Origin of the sequence: Scytonema sp. PRP1, assembly GCF_036697665.2 — a bacterium.
GTDB classification, from domain to species: domain Bacteria; phylum Cyanobacteriota; class Cyanobacteriia; order Cyanobacteriales; family Nostocaceae; genus Kalymmatonema; species Kalymmatonema gypsitolerans.
Window position 1 is genome coordinate 139181 of record NZ_JBAHYJ020000068.1, and the last position, 19658, is coordinate 158838.

Annotated in this window: 14 protein-coding genes; 6 read left to right on the forward strand and 8 right to left on the reverse strand. The window is 42.4% G+C overall.

All coding sequences use genetic code 11. The features are described from left to right. Window positions 1-457 precede the first annotated feature (457 nt). The gene (locus tag V5G28_RS14635; RefSeq protein WP_336230750.1) at window positions 458-1714 is read right to left on the reverse strand and encodes a ParM/StbA family protein; all 1257 of its coding nucleotides are present in this window, start codon (window positions 1712-1714) and stop codon (window positions 458-460) included. 243 nt (window positions 1715-1957) lie between these two features. Further along, entirely contained in the window at window positions 1958-2482 is a 525-nt protein-coding gene (locus V5G28_RS14640) for a hypothetical protein (protein ID WP_336230752.1), read from the reverse strand. 544 nt (window positions 2483-3026) lie between these two features. Here V5G28_RS14640 and V5G28_RS14645 point away from each other — a divergent pair. The 3 genes from V5G28_RS14645 (at window position 3027) to V5G28_RS14655 (ending at window position 6059) form a co-directional block, all read left to right on the forward strand. Further along, entirely contained in the window at window positions 3027-3557 is a 531-nt protein-coding gene (locus tag V5G28_RS14645; protein WP_336230753.1) for a plasmid mobilization protein, read from the forward strand. Between the two features lie 583 nt (window positions 3558-4140). Beyond that, a complete protein-coding gene (locus V5G28_RS14650; protein WP_336230754.1) occupies window positions 4141-4284 on the forward strand; it encodes a hypothetical protein in 144 nt (47 codons plus the stop codon). A 14-nt stretch (window positions 4285-4298) separates the two neighbouring features. Then, entirely contained in the window at window positions 4299-6059 is a 1761-nt protein-coding gene (locus V5G28_RS14655; protein WP_336230756.1) for a relaxase/mobilization nuclease domain-containing protein, read from the forward strand. Between the two features lie 12 nt (window positions 6060-6071). Here the strand turns inward: V5G28_RS14655 and V5G28_RS14660 are convergent, their stop codons facing one another. Then, the gene (locus V5G28_RS14660; RefSeq protein ID WP_336230758.1) at window positions 6072-6455 is read right to left on the reverse strand and encodes a hypothetical protein; all 384 of its coding nucleotides are present in this window, start codon (window positions 6453-6455) and stop codon (window positions 6072-6074) included. A 190-nt stretch (window positions 6456-6645) separates the two neighbouring features. Continuing rightward, window positions 6646-7221 (reverse strand): hypothetical protein, encoded by a 576-nt coding sequence (locus V5G28_RS14665; RefSeq protein WP_336230759.1) that lies wholly within the window; start codon window positions 7219-7221, stop codon window positions 6646-6648. A 56-nt stretch (window positions 7222-7277) separates the two neighbouring features. Between V5G28_RS14665 and V5G28_RS14670 the strand changes: the two genes are divergently transcribed. Continuing rightward, on the forward strand, window positions 7278-13655 hold the full coding sequence (locus tag V5G28_RS14670; RefSeq protein ID WP_336230760.1) for a hypothetical protein: 6378 nt from the start codon (window positions 7278-7280) through the stop codon (window positions 13653-13655). Between the two features lie 38 nt (window positions 13656-13693). Continuing rightward, entirely contained in the window at window positions 13694-14509 is an 816-nt protein-coding gene (locus tag V5G28_RS14675; protein ID WP_336230761.1) for a hypothetical protein, read from the forward strand. Between the two features lie 283 nt (window positions 14510-14792). On the opposite strand, the gene V5G28_RS14680 is transcribed toward V5G28_RS14675, so the two are convergent. Next, window positions 14793-15965 (reverse strand): hybrid sensor histidine kinase/response regulator, encoded by a 1173-nt coding sequence (locus V5G28_RS14680; RefSeq protein ID WP_336230763.1) that lies wholly within the window; start codon window positions 15963-15965, stop codon window positions 14793-14795. 427 nt (window positions 15966-16392) lie between these two features. On the opposite strand from V5G28_RS14680, the gene V5G28_RS14685 reads away from it, so the two are divergent. After that, entirely contained in the window at window positions 16393-17130 is a 738-nt protein-coding gene (locus V5G28_RS14685; RefSeq protein WP_336230764.1) for a response regulator transcription factor, read from the forward strand. Here the strand turns inward: V5G28_RS14685 and V5G28_RS14690 are convergent. The 3 genes from V5G28_RS14690 to V5G28_RS14700 are packed head-to-tail and all read right to left on the reverse strand — an operon-like array spanning window position 17116 to window position 19323. Beyond that, complete coding sequence (locus V5G28_RS14690; RefSeq protein WP_336230765.1) at window positions 17116-17760, reverse strand: DUF6753 family protein; 645 nt, start codon at window positions 17758-17760, stop codon at window positions 17116-17118. The genes V5G28_RS14685 and V5G28_RS14690 overlap by 15 nt on opposite strands. A 23-nt stretch (window positions 17761-17783) precedes the next feature. Next, a complete protein-coding gene (locus V5G28_RS14695; RefSeq protein WP_336230766.1) occupies window positions 17784-18587 on the reverse strand; it encodes a hypothetical protein in 804 nt (267 codons plus the stop codon). Continuing rightward, the gene (locus tag V5G28_RS14700; RefSeq protein ID WP_336230767.1) at window positions 18562-19323 is read right to left on the reverse strand and encodes a nucleotide-binding protein; all 762 of its coding nucleotides are present in this window, start codon (window positions 19321-19323) and stop codon (window positions 18562-18564) included. The genes V5G28_RS14695 and V5G28_RS14700 overlap by 26 nt, the downstream gene beginning before the upstream one ends. Between the last annotated feature and the right edge of the window lie 335 nt (window positions 19324-19658).

The following is a 19658-nucleotide window of genomic DNA, read 5'->3' on the forward strand; positions in this document are numbered from 1 at the left end:
TTTTATTTATTAGCTAATAAGACCATTTTTAGATAGAATCTACATAATTCTTAAGAAAAGAATCTTTTTTTGGCTTCAGCAACGCCAAAATCTTGATTAAAAATTAGTCAAAGGGAAATTAGGAAATAAACATCATTTCATACAACAAGAAGAACATTGATTGGTTATGAAACGATGCATATGATTTGCAAAGGTCAAATTCAAGGAAAAGGTGATCTTCTCAGTCAAATAGAATTTATTGCCCAAATGTTGGAAATTATTGTATAAAATTTAACTCATTAAGGCATTGAGCCGAGATAAGAACGAAAACGGAAATAGTGGCTCTTAAGGCTTGATTTTTCGTTGCCTATAACGGTGTTAAGTACAAACAAGTAGCAAATTACCAAACCTAAGTAGGATAATAGTTTTCAGCCTTAATATCCGAATATGCAGCTATCTCGGCTCAATGCCATAAAGCTTACAACTTTTCTGGCATTTCCAAAAATCCCTTAGGCTTCAGTGCTGTAGAGCGCACAACCTTACCCTCTGATGCAGGAAACACCGTAGCAGATGTGGCATTTGAGGAAACGTTACCAGTAGCAGTCGAACTACTATCTTTTTTTATTAAATTGCCCACTCCAAAAAATACCTGATACAGCGCCCACACATCGGCAATCCGCGCTCCCATTCCCACTGTATCCAATCCTGGGAGAATCTCTACACCACCATTCCAAATCGCCTTAACATTGCTGTAATGCACTTCAAGCTCAGGCTTGAGGTACTCCGCAGTGCCACCGCATAAAATAATCTCGTCCATGTCACGTGGTAGCTCCTGCGACAACCACCGCACCAATGCTCGGAAATACTCATCCCGACTGAGCTTAAGGGCTTCTGACATCTCCTGCGCTTCCTTTTCCTGGTCGGCTGAGCTATTGCGCCGCGACAACTTGGCTAAAGCTTCTGGGTTGCACTCTGTTCCTGCTGCCACTATTGCTGCCATAAGACGCGGATCTTCTTTCACTAGACCACTGCACCGTCTCACAAAATCATCCAACATCCACGACATCCCAAAGGTACTTGACACCCCAGGAGCAACTGAACCACTAGTCGATACCAGCACAGAAGCATTGCGATGTCCCAACATCACTACCGCCACATTGCGATTCTTAATGTCAGCACCCAAGATGCTACGTCGGTATAGATAAATACCTCCCCCTTCTGGCTTGGCGTTAAAATCTACTAACTTGACTCGCATTTCACCAGTAGGTGTGTTAAACCGCCTCAGGGAGCGTCTCAATTTCACCTCCAGACGCTCCCTGTCCTGATACTCTGAGGGTGGTAGCAACACACTAAGCGCTACAGTTAATTTATCCGTAAGCTTCAGTCTCTGACGCAATACCCACAAAGCTCCACAAATCTTTGGGACTGCGCTTTCCTCTTTTAATTGCTTTAGTAGCGAGTTACCACCATATTTGTGCCTTGCCAGAAACCCAACAGCGTAGCAGTCCTCATCAATACCTACCCAGCAGGTGTTCTCTGGGTCTACTTCACCAGATTTGGTTTTCTCGTAGTTCCGCACAGATGCAGCTGACACATCCGCTATCTCCGGCTCCATACACAACAACATAGGAAAGCCATTCGACGTAGGCACGCTAGCGATCGCTTTGGTCTGAGAACCACCCAAATCTATAGCCAACACCAAATCTGGCACTGCAACTGTTGCAGGCTTACTCATCTCATCACTCCTTGTTAAAAAATTTTGTATTAACTCAAGCCCAGTTCAATCAATAGGCATCCCATCAATGGAGTTTGGTAATAAGGATGGAACTATCAGCAATCCAAGCGGCATTTCCAAACTGCTCATTGAATGCAGACTATCAACGACACCAATAGCAATCGCCCCAATGCAAACGACAATTAATAAGACCAAAAATAAGACTATACGCAATCCGCAACCTAAATAAGTCGTTATGGTTCTTTATCCAAACAAAGCATCCATCTCAACTCTTGCAGCCTTTTGTTCATCAGATAATTCCAGCTGTAAATCTTGGTTGCCATCCCAAAAATCATCATCTTGGTCAGATTCCTCAATTACAGCAACTTGATTGTCAGCACCAGCTTTTTTTGCGTTTGCTCTCTCCACGACTTCCTGCTGCGCCACAGTCGCCGATGCACTCTTGTGTGCACCCACACGCTCTACACTCTCTATCGACATCAGCGATATCGGCAATGCCAACTCAAGATTTAACTCCAGCTGGATACAATCCCACTGCCGCACAAAATCGGAAAACGATGACAGTGCCACCTTCCTCAACACCTTCTCATCAGTCACCCCCGCATTAACATATGCCATCGGCATAAAACACATCCGCGCTGCTTCCCATAGCAACTCCTCTATTTTCTTGGTGGGATGATTTGATAAATATTTCAATAACATTCCATCTGGTGTCTGTTCCCGATATCGAAACCTTACCCTCTTCTGCACTAGCTTTTGTTCTACCATAAATTTTCACGCATCCAAATGGTGACAAATGTCTTTCTAGGTAACACTGCCAGAATATTTTGTTCCACAACACTCTAACTACTCAAAACTAGATAACAACCATATTGAAGCATTCACCAACAGGTTGGAAACCAACAAAAAGTATAAGCACGATATAATTTTTGATAGATTTTTTGCCTCGACACCCAAACCAGAAGCGAATTTTCAAACGCTGATTCATCAGCCGCATACTACGCCAAAATTCAAAAGCAATACAATTAAACAGTAATTAAACTTATTTTTTATGCCAGTGCCAATCCAGTTCATTCCTGTCCAATTCGGTTTATCATGTGTACAATCCTGTCCAAATTAAATAGTTTTTTAAAAAAGAAAAAGTTTTTGGAGAATTTCTCCCAAAAAGAATTTTGAGATTTTGGACAGGATTGGGCAGCATTGGTCAAAAAAAGGTGTCTTTCCCCATCCTCCATTATTCCTCACCCCCACTTCCGTACAACGCACACTACACAAGGGTTTGCGTTCCCTGTTAGCATAGAGCCAATACTATTTGCCACAGCACAGTGGTGGTGAAGCGCTAGCCATGTCGCCTGTATGCGCTGTACGCGCATACCGTCTCGTGATACGGGACGACGGCGACGGCTGGAGAGCCGGAGCCTTGTACACAGAGATTGTCGTGATGCCAAGCAAGACTAGAGGTCTGACTGGGGTTGCAAGAATTATTACGCATCCAGTTCGCTTTGCTGCTGATGAGTATGAGCAACTGAAGAAAAAGGCTTATGAAGCGAGGGTGAGCATCACAGAATTCATCCGTCGTGCTGCACTACGGCGGCGTGTTGTAGAACCTCCACCACCCCCACAGTTGAATTGGAAATTGTATGAAGAACTAAATGCAATTGGGGTAAATCTCAACCAGATAGCTAAAGCAGCAAACAAAGCAGTAAAGTCTGGGCAAGACGTAAATATTGATGTTGACCACCTGCAAAACTTAGTGAACTCTCTGCGTGCATCGATTAGAGAAACCCAGATGCAGCTGCTGGAGTGTGGAGTACCAGATGATGATCAAGAAGAGTTCCCTTAGTAGGCGATGGCGCAGAGCGCCCGCTTCGCGATCGCCCTTCTTTGCCCAGAAAGTAACTTCGGCGAAACCTTCTCCCCGAAGCGGAGCCTGGTTGGGGCATAGGGCGCTCCGGGTGCGGAGCAGCCGCATAAAGGCGATGGCGCAGAGCGCCCGCTGAGTGCTTCGCACACGCACTCGCGTTCGCGATCGCCTTTTGGTGTAGCCCAGACGCTGCGGGTTGGCGCAGCCTGTCCGTAGGACTTACGGCAGTGGGCACATGGACAACCGCACTACACAGCAATCAATGACGTATTACTGGTGGGTATCGAAATTAGCCCTAGTAAAGATAAGGGACGGTGAATTACTTACTAGCAAAAATAGCCCTAGTACCAATGAAAATTCGTGATTAGTAACCACCAGTAATAATAGCCCTAGTAATACCAGACGAGACAAGAGGCTGGATATCCATTGAATACAATGGAAAACTATAATTTTTAACGGCAAAGGTCATCCCCACGCTTGGTGTCACTACAAGTTTTGGCAAGATGACATAGATTTCCACACAATTATGTAAATTGGAAAAAATGAGTTGGAGAAAACCGCGATGCAGAGTATCAAGTTAAGTTCTCGTGTGGGGTCTGATAGCATTTTGCATCTCGACGTTCCGGTAGGAACGACGGACAAAGAATTAGAGCAGAACAGTTCGCTTGTGACACCCAACCAGAACCATAATACTATCAGTAATTAGTTAGAGTAATTCACTTGATTGGCAAGCAGTTTAAAAACCAAAGCTTTCGTTCCACTCTGGAATATGTACTGGGGAAAGAAAAAGCCACCATTATCGATAGTAATATGGGTGGTACTACACCCAGACAGTTGGCTAAAGAATTTGGGGCAGCAAGAAGAATGCGACCCAATCTGCAACGCGCCTGCGCTCACGTTATTCTCTCCATCCCCCACCGCGATGCAACTCATCCAAATGGCGAGTACCATGAGCATTTGGAGGATGAGCGATACGCAGAGATTGCCCAGCGCTGGCTCAAGGAAATGAAGTTCTTGAGGGAGGAATTGCACAAGAGCCAGTATGTGATTGCCCGTCACCATGATACCGACCACGAACACATCCATATAATTGCCTCTCGCATTCGTATGGATGGGTCAGTTGTGTCCGACTCCTGGGACTACCGCCGCAGTGAGGTGGTGGTACGCCAGTTGGAACAAGAATTTGGATTGGAGGCAGCACCTTGTAGCAGTGAAAGGGTTGCTACTAGAGTTAAAGAGCAATATGGGATTGAGACAACGGTCAGCGACCGCCGCGCTCAAACCCAGAAGCAGAAACATCATTCGAGTGGCAAACCACCTGTTACCCAACTGCTGGCTGATATTATCGATGAAGCAACTCAAGACAAACCCACTGTCACGGAGTTGATAAAGAGACTTCAGCAGCAGGGTGTTGTGGTTCATCCGCAGTTCAGCACTAAGGGGGTGTTCAAGGAAGCGATGGGCGAAGCCCGCCCTTCGGGCATCGCTTTTGAAATGAACGGGGTAAAAGTGGCAGGCAACAAATTGGGATCAGCATACAGTTTTCCTGGTCTTCAAAAGAAACGGGGTGTCTCTTATGACCCAGAACGGGATTTGCCCGCCATACAAAAGGCTGCTGCTGGAGAACTAGTTGAATTGCCACCACCAGCTACCAAGCAATTAGTGGAAGTACCGCTTTCTAGTGATAAGCAATTAGTAAAAGCAACACCAGCAGGTAGTGAGCCATTGGAAATGACGCTACCAGTGAAAGTACCACAATCAACTACCGAACAGTTAGTGAAAGTGAAAGTACCGCCCTCCAGTGATAAACAGTTGGTGGAAGTGTCACTAGCAGTTGATGAGGAGGGGACAGAAGACGAAGTAGCAGTGGCGAACACCCCTTCGGGGCGCGTCCGAAGGACGAACGCAAAACCGGATTTGGATAAAGGTAATGCTGCACCAGTTCCTAACGCTGCATTTCAGGCAACAGCACTCACTTTAAGAGGCGACATTACCTCATCTGTACCTGTTGGTGATGCTATCTCAGGTGTTGGCGACACTACCCCAGCTGTTGGTAATGGTGGTACTAGCGATAATGACACATCTTCCTCTGTTGCATCTACTCTTAATTCAGGCAACCAAAGTGTTGGTGGTAATAATAATGGAGACACAGATACCAACAATGAGGTCGTACTCCAAGAGACGACTCGGCAACAAAACTACGCCAACAGCATCAGTCCCGCTATCCGGCTGTTTTGGATCAAAGTGGGACGACCTGAAAAATATTTCGGAAATTACTATGACCTTAAGCTAGACGGAGATATTCTCAAGCTAAAACGCAAGAGTGGAGAGGAAATTGCAAAAATTCCCCTTAATGCTAGCGCTGATGCAGAGGACAAAGGGTTGACAAAAGAGGATTTGGTGAGACTGGAAAGACTGAAGGCGTTGCTGTTGACCCAAAACCGACAGCAAGAACACCAAAACCAAGTGGATATGGAGTAGACAAGCTAATGGCTAATTGAAGCTCTGAAGTTTGGCTTCATCAAATGCAATACCCCGACGCGCAAAATATGTATGAAGGTTTATTTCAACAAATAAATCTTTGAGTTCGTCAGCAATTTCTTGGGGTGGGTTTCCTGATAAAGCGATTGCAATCAAACGTTCTGCGGTACGCATTTCACCACAGTCAATTGCGAGAGTTGGGGCACTTCGATACAAGACTGAACGGGTTGGCTCTGCCTCAAGATTACTGGCTATTAAGGAAGCTGCTAGCAGTTCTTTTTCAAACGCTTGCTTGAATAATTGCTCAGCTAAAGCGAGGTTACTTCTGAGTTTAGCAACCTGTACCATCTGAACCAAATCCATTGCCTGTTGATGTAACTCTTGAATCTGACTCATTTTTTCATTATAAACGCTAGCATGAAATACTAGGTAATTTAAAAGACTTCTATTTATACCTTTTGATATAAGGGTAGGCAGAGGTATAAAGCGAAAATACGATTTTTATTGGTAGCAGTTTCAAAGAAATAATTCATAAAATCTGGCAGGGGAATGAAGTAGACATTACCCTGCACAGTTTTTGTTTTACTTAGAGGTCATGATGCATTGGATTGTACCCTTGCTGCCGATAATAATCATCTGGTTCGATATCAAATGGAAGGGAACCGACATCTTCGCCATTGCGGATGTCTTGACGCATCTGCTTGAGGTTCTGTCTACGATTTTGAGCAGCACTAAGACGAGAATTCATCAGATACTCACCAAAGTTTTGACCCCTAGATTTCCACTCCTCAGACATTCTATTAAAGGCAGCAACTTCTTTCTTTTTATTAAATTCAATTTCCATCAGATATTCTTCATTAAGCCCAAGCCGTTGAAGCGTGTACTCCACATACTCTGGCTTTAGCGACCCATCAGGATTAAACTGCTTCTTCTCCTCCTCGCTGAAAAAATCATAGGCAGTATACCCTACCCACGGCTCAGGTTCGGTTTCGTCTAATAATTTCAATCGCTCACATTCTGCCTTGAGTGTCGCTGCGTAATCATCAATTGTTGCCTGGTTGATACCTTTAGCTAATCGCTCCTTTATGTAATCTTCTCTTAAAGTTCCGTCCGCATTAACTTTTTTTCTATTCATACACAGCCAACGCTTTAATCTTGACATATTAAAATCCTCACTAACTTAAATATTTATTATCCAAAAATATCAATAATTAGAAGATGACACTCATATTCAAGTACTTTGATACCAGATTAAACCAATGGTTACACACAGATGCAGACACCAGCAATCCCGACTCAATTCTAACTGAGGAATTGGATAACACGTTGCTGGAGTTCTTCTTCCCTGACAAACAGTTCTCCTTTGGACAAATGGACGAACACACAAAGGCAGAAGACCTGAAGAACCATCCAGACGGTCAAATTTTGCTATTGTCGTCCAAAACACGACTACTTTATGGACCACAAGAATGTTTGGAAGTAATTGAAAGACTATGTCCAGACCGCAAGGACAGAGGTGCTTACGGTTCCATATTCTTGGGAGAGTGCAAAAACGTAATTAATGAGCGATTGAATATTCTGGTAGTAGATGACGCTACTGGGGAAAACGGGGGAATATTAGATAACGAAGATGCTTGGAAATTAGTTGGAGATTGCTATGGACAAATTGCGACTGACTTATACGACCGACTAACAAAAAGGCAAGAACAACAAGACAAAAGTTATCGTGTTATCCAGCATCGTTTTGGGTGGAGAGAGGGAGACGGAGATGACACCAAATTTCGCTTTGGTAAAGGAACACTACGACCACACAATTTAAACCAGTTACAATACGCAAACCTTAATAAACCCAAAATCGACCTTGTTATTCCCCTATCCAGCTTCAAAGGAACCGACAAGGACAACCCAGCAGGACCAGCGAAACCTCAAATCAAGCCTGGATTCTACAACCAAACAATTTGGCTGGGTGAAAAGTCACAGTCCCAAAAGGGGAAAACCGCTATTTCTCAACTGCTAGCATCTTTCCCCCAAGGCATCAAAGACTTCGCTGAAAAACTCGAAGCACAGGCAAAGGAGTTTGCTGAAATTCAAGACGACCCCAGGAAAGTCGCGCAACTCTATTGCGAGAAGTATGAAAAGCGCAAGGCATTGACTACCGAACAAAAGACAGAGTTAGAACAAGAAATAGCCAACCAATTAGCAGATGGTACTCTAAAAAAACAATTGGAATCGACTACATCAACTGTTGAGGTGGATGATGACTCAATTTTGGATGCGGAAGATTTGAACGAGGATAATGCCAAATCTGAAAAAAATGATTTGTTAATGTACAAAATTATCAAGGCAGACCTGCTCGGTCATTCACAACTTTTGGAAACTGAGAAGGTCAGACAAGAACTCAGTCGATTTGTGCAAAATGAATGGCGGGATATTGCCATCGGTCGAACTCTCACTTTCGATAGAGGCATGATTATTCCCTCTAAGGAACTGAAAAACGGTGAAATCTGTGTTCCTTGGATGAATGAAGGAGAAAAAGTCCTTAACTTCCGCTCTCCCTTCCTCAATTCCAATGGTTTGTGTGTCTCCATCAACAAACACGTTGAAGATTACTTGGGATCAGATGGAAAACCCTTAGAAGGTATCATTGTAGTTAATGATGAAGATCATAAGCGCATCCAAGCTAGAATTGACGCACTAAAATCTCAAGGAATTGAAACCGACGAAATAGACCCAGCAGAAACAGAATCAGAACGCCAAGGGCGTGATTTTGATGGTGACTGTATTGGTGTAGAACTGGCTAGCAAATATCCCAATTTCACAGCAGAAGCAGAATACAGAAACCAACCAGAAAATGCTTATACTCCTACAGTTAAGCTGAAGAAGCAATCATTTTACACAGAAGATGGTACACAACCAGAGTTTGAAGAAATCGCCATCCACATGAGTGATGGCATTAGTGTTGGCATCATTAATAACCACGTTACAGCACTAGAAGCTTTAGAATCAGAAATCGAAATCTTAAAAAGTTACGGCACTTTCCAACAGCAATCAAAGTATTTAGACCAAGTATATAATCACTATAAAAAATTATTCGTTCTGGAAGATAATCAAAAAAACCCTCAACCTATTAGGGAAGAATACAGAGAACAGATGCAGAAAATTGTCGAACTAGCATCAGTTCAAGACAGAACTCCTGAAGTTATAGAGCAAGCAATGGAAATCAACCGCTCCATGTGTCGTCAAATGATTGAGTCAGCTTGTTTCCAGAACCAAATTGCGGTTGACTTATTCAAAAGTGCTAAAAAACCTGAACTGGACATAATAGCTGAAAATAAGCGCTATCTATATCGGGATGTCAATTATATTAAAGACAAGAAATCATCTTCCGCTTACCTAAATGAAGGTATCACCACCACTGGCTACTCTCCAGTAGAACTGCTCATCAACCAAACCAACAAATACTTCCAAGAATCCCAACTTGAATCACGCCCAATTGTCCAATTCCAAGACTTATTCAAAGGCGTAGAATTCACTCCACAACAAAAATATCAAGCCATACTAGCAAAACAAAAGTTTGATGATAAATTCAATGAAGCCACAAGACTGAATAAGCGCCGAGAGACAGAGCAAGGTCCTTATGGCATTGTACAGACCAGTAGTGGCGCACAAATCGAAATCACTAACCTCACTCGCTACGGACATCCTGGAATTTGGAGAGCTACAACACTCAACATTCGCCTAGAAGAAATACCAGAAAAATACCGCTCCCCAGAACGTCCCCATACACTGCTAGCAGTAGCACAGATTGATGGGGAGATAGAGAATGGAGAACCCAAATATCGCAAACTAGGGACAGTCAGTCAACAATCTGTCATTGACTACAAACTGAAGGCAGGAATGACGACTGAGGGAGCAACATTAGCCGAACTCAAGCCAGAACTCAAGGAAAGCCAAACCAAACTGCTGTTTCAAGAGGCTTATGAAGAAGCTGAAAATTTCTACAGATCCATCCCAGAAGACCAAAAACTATCAGCAGCAGCTGCTACCTGGAGCATATCTGCCTCTCGCCAAGATGAATTAGAACAAGGGGATAATTCACATTTAAGTACTCGAAAAAAGGTATCGAACTTCGTTTTTGCTGCCTTTGGAGATGAAATAGTTTCTCGACTAAATGAACTGCAATTTGCAGAAATCAAGGTATTAGGGATTAATAAAGAAGGAGACAATTTTGCTGGTAGAGAATGGAATCCCCAACAGAAGTACGAGATAGAGATTAGAGCAAGCGTTCATCCCCCTGGTCATGAGAGGCATGGTTCTAGACTGGTATTTGTCAAAGACAATGATGGGGAGTATAAAGAATTTGCTGTTTTAGAGCAGAGAACAGGACAATTACCGATTGGGACTAAGGCAGAAGCATCAATTGTGCCAGGGGAGGCTTATACAGCAACAGCAACTATTGCTTTACCTCTTAAAGCACCTGTTGACATTACCATTAGGGAGATTAGCAAATTCTCCCAGGCAGGAAAGACTTTCAATGGGGAACAAGTAACGCTAACAATTGGTAATGTTCCAGTTCCTACTGACACAGCAAAAATTAAGTTAGATGGCAAAATATTAGGTGAATTAGATGCTGATTCGATTAAAGAACTGAGAAAAATCAATTACTTAAAAAATGGCAATCCCCTAAATATCAAGTTAAAATCAATTGGAAGTAGCAAAGATGAGGGCGCATTCATTATTGCTGAATCACCAAATAGCAATTTTTTAAGAATCAATAAGATTAATAGCTATGACTTTAAGGAGCAGAGATTTGATGAGAAGGAATATAGAAATGTCAGTTTAGAAATACCTGCTACCAAAAATAGAGATGCAGTATTGTTAAATGGGGAATTATTAGGAGTATTGCACTACAAAAAAGATAAAGAAGCCCTACAACAATTGGGAATTCTTAAGCTAGGTCAGATGGGTTCTGTACACTGTACACTCCAAAGCAACTTCTCCCACACCTTTGTGAAGGTAGATTCCTCCACAGTACAGTATCCCAAAATATGGACAAAGGAATCTCAAACCTTCAAAAATACCACACAAAAAACTGTGGTGACTGAACAAGAGGTGATGGTTGAAAAAAGTGCGCCATTCCTTCAGAAGATAAAAGAACGTCCTACCATACTTTTTACCAGCCAGCAAGACAAAGTTCTGGGACTGATGGGGATGGCGGTTGATAATCACAAAATCGAAGTTGTTCAACACTGGTTGCACTCAAAAGGCATTGAGTTCAACCCAGTAGCTAAAGAAGAAGTACCCTTAGAAACAAAAAAAGGTCTTGAGATACTCTACCTTGCGACCAGCACAATTCAACCAGATGATTTAGAAGCGCTAAAGGCAAAATTTGGAGAACCTTTAGATGCTAACGGAGAAAACAGTGTTTACAGCGAACGTCTCAATTCCTTGCCCAATCGACCGCACGCCATCATCGTATCCAAATCCCAAGAGAAGGAAGTTGTCATATCGGGCACACATGTGCAGATGGTATTTCCCCTCAAAATGCACGGAGAATCCAATCCTTTGCCAGTAAGTACCACCATCGATGCCATGCGGGGGTATGGAAGATGCCACACAACAAGGACATACGAACCGTATAAAGCTTATGGATTCAAAGAAGGTGACATAGCGATCGCTGTTGCGGGTTCTAAGCAAGTCGCCTTCCGGGTGGGCAAGCAGTACCGCATTACCCAGGAAATGATTACCGACCTCGCTTACCAACAGCAGTGGGCAGCGATGGAAAAGCACAGCGCCCAGGAGCTTGCTACCTTCAAAAACAAACCCGAAGTTTGGGGACTACACATGGAACCGCTGGGGGATTACACCAACGGCAAAATCGTACCATTCCCCACCCCAACTCTTGAGCAATATAGGGCTGCACCTACTGTATCCCCATTTCTGCCAACATCTACACCCCCCACAATCACCACAACTACCATTAGCTCTCCAATTAATATCGGCTCCAGAAGTCCCGACCCCCTAGGAGCTGCCCTCACCAATCCCACTGTCAAAGCAAAGGAATTGGGAAACATCAAAGGAGATTACCCAGTATCTTTCCGTGACAATGCAGCAGCGCCAGCGGGAAAATACGGTCCGGAGGCTTATACCCAAGACAAAGCTGCTGGAGTTCCCTTCCTTTCCGCAGAACAAGTCTACCAACACTACAAACAGACTGTTCCCTTGGGGGAGCAACGAGTACAGTTGATGGCAGAAATCATCCAAGCCAAGTTAGAGCAGCACCCCAAGTTGTTTGAAGCCATCACACAAAGAGGAGGGGTGGCATGGTTGGAAAACTGCACTCACTACGTCACTTCTAGCAGAGACAACTACTGGGAAGGCAAGGGCAAGGACTCCCCCTTCATCCGCGCTCTCATCGAGGGATACTCTAGGGTACTGGAAAGTTCCAAGACCGCAACCCTCACCGATAGCTTTGAATCACAACCAACAGACCTTGGGCAGAAAATTGCCACCTCCCCTAACACTTCTAACCCACTTTCCAACCTCAAACCCCTTAACGATGCCGTAGCGCATCACATGAAGAAAGATGTGGCGATGGCAGAAGTTGCCACCCAATTCATTGGCTTCTCAGCTGCACCACCCGATACACCCTCCAGTACTCGTAATTACGAGCAAGCCTGGGGAGAACGGGCAAATACTGGAGTATATTCTATTAATGACACAATTATGGTGTCAGGCTCTGGTCCTTGGCGCGGTGTTACCCAGCAACAAATTCTCGAAACCTTCAAAAACCATTATGTGCCCTTGCTAGATAAAGCGATCGCAGCTGGCAGTTCTTTTGTAGTAGGCAATGCTGCTGGTACTGACCAGTTAGTACAGCAATACCTGCAAGAGCATGGATATAAGCTGGAAGCTCAGGGTGACGGATACATACGCGCTTCATCGCTGGAACTAGTTACTTCTGTTGATAGCAGTAAACTTCAAGACGTTGCACCATCCCCAAGATTTCCAGCACACCCGACTGCTGTACCTCTAACCGCAGTACCCGCAGTCCTCACAACAACTCAAAATTCTTTTGTCGCATCTTCCCAAAATATTCCCCAAACAGGAGTGATGGCTGACACTGTGGGGAGTTATGAGCAAGCCACTATTGATAGTTTGAGAAATTGGTACAGCGCTGTAGACAAACTGGGCAAGTCAGAAGAGTATAAAAACCGGATTGCAGAAGTTGCCACTCAGTTTAAGTCTGGTCAGGGATTGTCAGAGAAAGCGTTGATTGCGATGAACAAAGATATGGAGGAATTACGCTCTATAAATCGGCTGACTCAAATTGCTCAAAGAATTAGTGATGTTCTGGGACAACCTGGGGAAAGTGGTTCCATCCAAGTCAAGGGCAAAACCTACGACATCTCTGTCAATCCCTCCCAAAAAGACTTAACAATTTCCTCTAAAAATGGAGATGTACTTCTTGATATTAAATCAGGTAAAGTACAGACTTACCAAGTCTCTTCTGAGATCATCAAAACTTTTGAAGACATTAATGCCAAAATCGATACAGCTTTATCTCAAGTCAAATTTGAATGCATAGAAATGTAATTATATCAATATTATCTCCAATATATAAATCAGAAATTATGGCTACAAATCCTTTAGTGACACTTACAGAAACTACCTCAAAAATCTCAGAAGATATATCTCCTGCCAAAGCTGCTTATATCCTCAGCCAAATTTTAGACAAAGTTGGGTATGATGAGCAATCTTTTGAGAAGATTGCAGAGGAAGTTAGTCCTTCTGAACAAGAGGATGCTATCAGAACTTTATCAGAGATAATTGGTGGAGTGAATTCAGGAAAGTCTTATGAAGAGTCTATAGTAACAGCATTGTCTTTGGCAGAGGAGCGTGCAGAAGAAATTGATGATAAGGCTGCACCCTTACCATTGGTGGAGGATAGGAAAACATCGCCTTCAACGCAGTCCTCTTCTATGGATGAAGTAGATAGTAATTCAGCATTTGCACGAGATGTGGTTGAGGAAGTATCAACTCTTACTGAACAAGAAGAAACTTTAGTAAGCCTTCATCAGCAAAATACAGAGGATATACACCGATATGTAATTCCGCTAGTCTTAACTAGACTGATGAAAGAGGGGTCAGCATTAGAGAGTGGGGATAATGAAGATTTAAGGACTAGAGTATATGAGTCAGAAAAGTTTACTGCCACACTAAAAGTTACTCCTGGGGACGAGCAGTTATTAACGTTGGATAGAAATGCTCCCTTAGATAATGAGGAAGCCAGAGCTTTGGAGGCAACGAGAGAATCTTCTCAGCTAAAGTTTGAGATTATTATCAACAATATCACCCAGCAAGAGCTAGAGAAAATCAAAATGATAGCTCTACAAGAGGCTCAGAAAGCGTCACAAAGGGATTCTCAACAGGGAGAATTGGGGGATTAAATCAATCCTAACCGTATCCCCATGAGAAAGGCTAGAAAAACGATTATGAGCTTTTGATGACGGAGTATAAGGTTGTAGGGGTAAACAATCCAGGCAACTGCGAAATAGAAGCAGCTAAAAATCGGTTAGGTGAAGATATTACCTAAACCAATACCAGATAAGGTAGCTATTAATGCCTAAGCTGCAAGATACTCAATTTTTACCAAAATTCTGTCTAAGTTAGTACTACTCATTCACAATTACTTAGTTAAATAATATTACTTGGATTAACGATTAGTACAATTTAGAGGGGAATAGTTGGTTGGGAGAGTGGGAGTTTGATCGTGAATGTGGAGCCGAGACCGGGAGAGGAGGAAACAGCAATATTCCCTTTATGGGCTTCAACAATTTGCTTTGCCAAGTACAGTCCTAACCCAGACCCCACATTGCCTCTCCTACCTCTCCCACCGCAGTAGAATCGGCTAAAAATATTAGGCAAATCCTCATCAAGGATTCCCATCCCTGAATCAATTACCTCAATTACCACTGTTGAATCATTCTTCTGTTGCAGGATTTTCACCCAACCAAAATCGGTGAATTTAATTGCATTGCTGACTAAATTAAGGAAAAGACGTCGTAATTCAATAGAGTCGCCTTCTACTATAAGTGGTAAAGATGTATTTAAGTTGATTTGCACATTTAATTTTTTTGCAGTAGCTAAAGGTAGCAATTGCTCTGCTACTGAGATAATAATTTGTCGCAGGTCTACTTTTTCAAGATTCAACTTTTTTACGCCAGCATCATAGAGAGAAGCGTCTAAAAGAGTGTTGACCAAATCCAGCAAGCTCTGGGTGCTAGAGTAAAGACGACGTAGCACTGGCGAAATCTCTTCAAGATCATCTCCATAAACTCCGTCCACAAGAGAATCCAAAAGATGAATTGCAGCCGCAAGTGGAACTCGCAAATCGTGGACTAAGAGTCGTACAAAATTCTCCTGAGCTTTAAGGCGAGCATCTCGTTCAGCAATCCTACGATTCACTCTTAGCAATGCCCGAATCCTCGCTCCTAATTCGTTTGCTACAAGAGGCTTTGTCACCAAATCGTCCGCACCAGCTTCCAATCCCAACTCCAAGTTGGGGTGGTCGCTATTGGCAACTAGCAAAATCGGAAAGTAAGGCGTCACAGTTGAACGGATGATACTAATCAAATCATGCCACTTTAACAGTGAATTGCTCACATCCAAAACCATTAAATCTGGGGGTGACTCCCTTACTATTTCCAACGCCTCTCGAACCGAAGCACTTTTAATCCAATATGATGCCTCCTTTTGAATGCAGTTAAGCAACTGAGATTCATCATCCCTGTCACTATCACTCACTAATAAAATTCTGTATTTATAATCTGTTTCACCTAAAATTCCGTTGGATGCCTCCGCTATATAGGGGTTAGCGGTGGAAGGAAAATGACTAATATACATTAACTGTATCCATCACTTAATAGTAAAGGAAATCCTCAGTATACAGATGCACATTCTTTTTGTTACAAGGCTTGAAGCTAGTAGCACACCCCAAGGTACAAATTTAAACTCTTCTAATAACGGCACTAGAAAATTTGTTTATAGCAATCTGCTCAAATAAGGCTATCTTTAAAGCCCTCAGTATAATGCTGAAAGCATTCGCTTATGGGTGTTGAATCACTCCACTCTATTTCCCTGATTAATCAAAATTTATGATAAGTATCACTTATAATACATCGGTAATAATGCTGAATATAAATAAATTTAATAACTTTTATTTCCTTAGAATTGCTATGTCACAGATCAAAATGCAAATACTAAAATATCCATAAATAAAGCACTTATTGTCTCAGTATATTTACTTACAAAAAGAGAAAAAGGAGCAAAGATGAGTAGAATTAGGGTAGTAATTATTGAGGACCATGAGCTAATGAGGTTTGGGGTAGTTACAGCGCTTTCTGCAAACGAACACATTGAGGTGTGCGGGGAAGCAGACAATGGCTCTTTAGGTCTAAGTCTGATAAAAAAGCATAATCCTGATATAGCCTTAGTAGATATTAATCTTCCAGATATAGATGGTGCAGAACTTTGCAAAAGAATTAAGGACAATTTTCATACAAAAGTCATAATATTAACTGCTGATAACACACAGGATACAGTCACAAAAGCGTTTAGGTATGGAGCGGATTCATACTGCGTCAAAAATTTACCAAGAAAAAAGTTAACAGAAGCAGTATATGTCACTTATAGAGGGGAATCTTGGATTGACTCAACAATTGGCAAAATCGTGATTGAGAACATGAAAGATTCAACAAAATCTATTCGGAAAATCCAAAAAATTCATAATAAAAGAGAGTCCGCTTATGGAGCAAGTATACTCAGTCAGAGAGAGATAGATGTTTTGCGATTAATAGCTCAAGGAATGAGCAATGAAAAAATTTCTGGAAACCTATATATATCTATTGGAACAGTAAGAAGTCATGTGCATCGAATACTACAAAAACTCAACTGTGAAAGTCGTTCCCAAGCAGCAATCAAAGCAATCTCTGAAGGGCTAGTCGAAACACCTGTGTGGCAAGAAAATGATTACAACAACTACCAAATTCAAAACTTATCTATCGCTTAACTGCTGCTGATATACAGAACGCTGGTTGTAAGGCACAACCCAAAGAACGCATCTACCCTTAAGGTGTTTTGTTTCCTTACGACATACATTTAATTCAAAATCATTCCACTTCACAAGCTGACGGGCAAACTGTCCGTCTTTTGATTTTGCCCAAGTCAAAGCTTCTTTCTCTTCAAAGGTCAGGCGAACTGGCTCAGCCAAACCACCTCCTTTCCAAGCTGGAATCATATTACCAACTAGGATACCCACACCAAAAACACCAGATAGAACTAAGGCAGCAGCTAGCATGGAACTAAGGACTGTCTTTGATTTTTGTTGTTCCACCTTCTTCAACAAAGCTGAAGCAGCTTTAGCAATAGCACTCTTCTGTTGAACAATAGCTACACTCGATGCCTTATCGAGCTTCTCATCTATTTCAGTTGTCCATCCCTCCACTACAGTATCAAGTTTCCCTGGAATATCCTCCATTAATACCTCGAACTTACCAAGGGAACTTAAAACCAAAAACAACGGGTCTTTGGGATTGATGCCAGAACGCCGAACTACATCAAGAACTTTCTGTTTAAAATGGTCAGAACGTCCTTCTAAAGCTGCATCTAAAGAACCTTCTATAGAAGTATTCCCACTCATAAAAACCTTTAACTAACCAAAAACTAAAAATCAAAATCTAACTTTTGTTGAAGATTAACTGATGATACTGGTTGTGAAAAAGCTAATAATTCAGAAAGAATTTTATTATTCTTGATTTGCTGGCTAAACTCTTCCATCCAGTTAAAAATACGAGAGCGGTTCATTAAATCTATCTCTGGGTTCTGTAAGGCTTGACTATAGGGCAAATTTATAGATTCTACCAATTCATAAGCACCTCTCCATAACGCTCCTAAATACAATTCATCACCACCTCTATCTTGAATATACTTTTGGATATCAGAGCCATCATAGTAGGGGTACTCATCACCAAAGTGCAGGTTTTTGATTACTACATAATCTGCCCTATTGCCACAGTAGTTAAGAAGCTCTTGCAAGTATTCAACACAATCACGTCGATAAGAAACTGGATGCACAAAGGTGATGCGATAACCCAAACTAGCAATTGCATCCCACAGCAGCACTTCTTCTGCAAATTGTTTGAACTGCTTAAAATTCTGCCCTGGCAAGTCACTAAGAGCTACTATCACATCAGAAAAGTACTCTAGGTCGATAAGCAATTGGTCAGCACCACCCCGCGTTAATGGCAATTCCCCAACAGGTAACAGTACCTCATAGGCATACAACTTATTGCGGTTACCAGTGTAGTAAGCTCGTAACTTTAGTCTGGACTCTAGGTAAAGCTCTAGTAACAACCGTGCTGTTGTGGACTTGCCTACCCTAGCATCGCCAGTTGTCATCACTAGTCTCTTAGGAATGGGGAGAATCGCAGGAGCATTTTGGTTAAGCGGCTTGACTTGCTGCTGCATGATTTTCTAACCCTAGCAACTGACTAGCAACCAACACATTTTGCTCAAATTCCTTAAGCCAAGCTGCAACACGAGATTTGATGACAATGTTGGCTTCTTTGCTCTCTAAAACTGCGCTAAAAGGCAAGTTCTTCTCATCAATATAGTCATAGGGTTTGAAAAACAAGTCGGGCATCAAAATTTCTATAGCCCCAGCTTCTAAAAGTTTAGTTCGAGTTTCAGAGTCTTGATAACGCTCAAACTTATCGGCATCTCCATGAAACAGATTCTTCACCACCACATAATCCACGCGCTCGCCACAGTACTCATAGAGGACACGCAAAATATTCACTGAGTCCTTCACCCTGGACAGCACACTCACCATAGTGACTCTGTAGCCCAACTCTTTAACTGCATCAAAAACGCCTAAGTCCTTCTCGAACTCCTCAAAAAACGCACCAGACTGAGCTGGCAAGTCAACCAATGCAAGTGGGGGACGTTCACTATCCAGGTCTATTAGCAGGTCATCGGCACCGCCCCTCGTAAAAATATCAAGCAGCTTCACTCCAGGTTCTACTGAGTTGTAATGTCTGTACAATTGAGCATTGCGATGGTCCGAGTCGTAAGCCAAATACTTAAGCTTTTTGTTGATATACAGATGAAGCAATCCCCTAGCCAATGTAGATTTGCCCACACCTCCCTTGTCTCCAGTGACAATCACTACCCGTCCTGTCTCCTGATTCGGATTCTCTACCATTTGTTTGTTATTCCTTTTTTTAGTCATAAATAATGAAATCAGTTAATAAAAAGGCGGAGGTACAGAGCTAATTTGGATAACCTACGTTTATCCAAGTTGGGTATACATCAACTCCATACTTTTTGCAAGAATATCTACTGCTTATTTCCCAGTTTCACAGTTCGTAGTTTTATGGATAAATATCCTCAAGCACATTCCGCCCGGTGTGAACCGGAATGAGATAATAGCTCTTTAACTTCATCAAAATCTATATCTCTGATTTAAGTTTGATTTGACCAGAGCCGGAGCCGATAAATTTACATATATGGTGGTATTCGGTATACATTCTTTGAATA

What these genes read in the sequence shown, in the direction of transcription:
- V5G28_RS14635 (WP_336230750.1), bottom strand. Translation starts at nt 1,714, where the DNA reads ATGAGTAAGCCTGCAACAGTTGCAGTGCCAGATTTGGTGTTGGCTATA.
- V5G28_RS14640 (WP_336230752.1), bottom strand. Translation starts at nt 2,482, where the DNA reads ATGGTAGAACAAAAGCTAGTGCAGAAGAGGGTAAGGTTTCGATATCGG.
- V5G28_RS14650 (WP_336230754.1), top strand. Translation starts at nt 4,141, where the DNA reads ATGCAGAGTATCAAGTTAAGTTCTCGTGTGGGGTCTGATAGCATTTTG.
- V5G28_RS14660 (WP_336230758.1), bottom strand. Translation starts at nt 6,455, where the DNA reads ATGAGTCAGATTCAAGAGTTACATCAACAGGCAATGGATTTGGTTCAG.
- V5G28_RS14665 (WP_336230759.1), bottom strand. Translation starts at nt 7,221, where the DNA reads ATGTCAAGATTAAAGCGTTGGCTGTGTATGAATAGAAAAAAAGTTAAT.
- V5G28_RS14670 (WP_336230760.1), top strand. Translation starts at nt 7,278, where the DNA reads ATGACACTCATATTCAAGTACTTTGATACCAGATTAAACCAATGGTTA.
- V5G28_RS14675 (WP_336230761.1), top strand. Translation starts at nt 13,694, where the DNA reads ATGGCTACAAATCCTTTAGTGACACTTACAGAAACTACCTCAAAAATC.
- V5G28_RS14680 (WP_336230763.1), bottom strand. Translation starts at nt 15,965, where the DNA reads ATGTATATTAGTCATTTTCCTTCCACCGCTAACCCCTATATAGCGGAG.
- V5G28_RS14685 (WP_336230764.1), top strand. Translation starts at nt 16,393, where the DNA reads ATGAGTAGAATTAGGGTAGTAATTATTGAGGACCATGAGCTAATGAGG.
- V5G28_RS14690 (WP_336230765.1), bottom strand. Translation starts at nt 17,760, where the DNA reads ATGAGTGGGAATACTTCTATAGAAGGTTCTTTAGATGCAGCTTTAGAA.
- V5G28_RS14695 (WP_336230766.1), bottom strand. Translation starts at nt 18,587, where the DNA reads ATGCAGCAGCAAGTCAAGCCGCTTAACCAAAATGCTCCTGCGATTCTC.
- V5G28_RS14700 (WP_336230767.1), bottom strand. Translation starts at nt 19,323, where the DNA reads ATGGTAGAGAATCCGAATCAGGAGACAGGACGGGTAGTGATTGTCACT.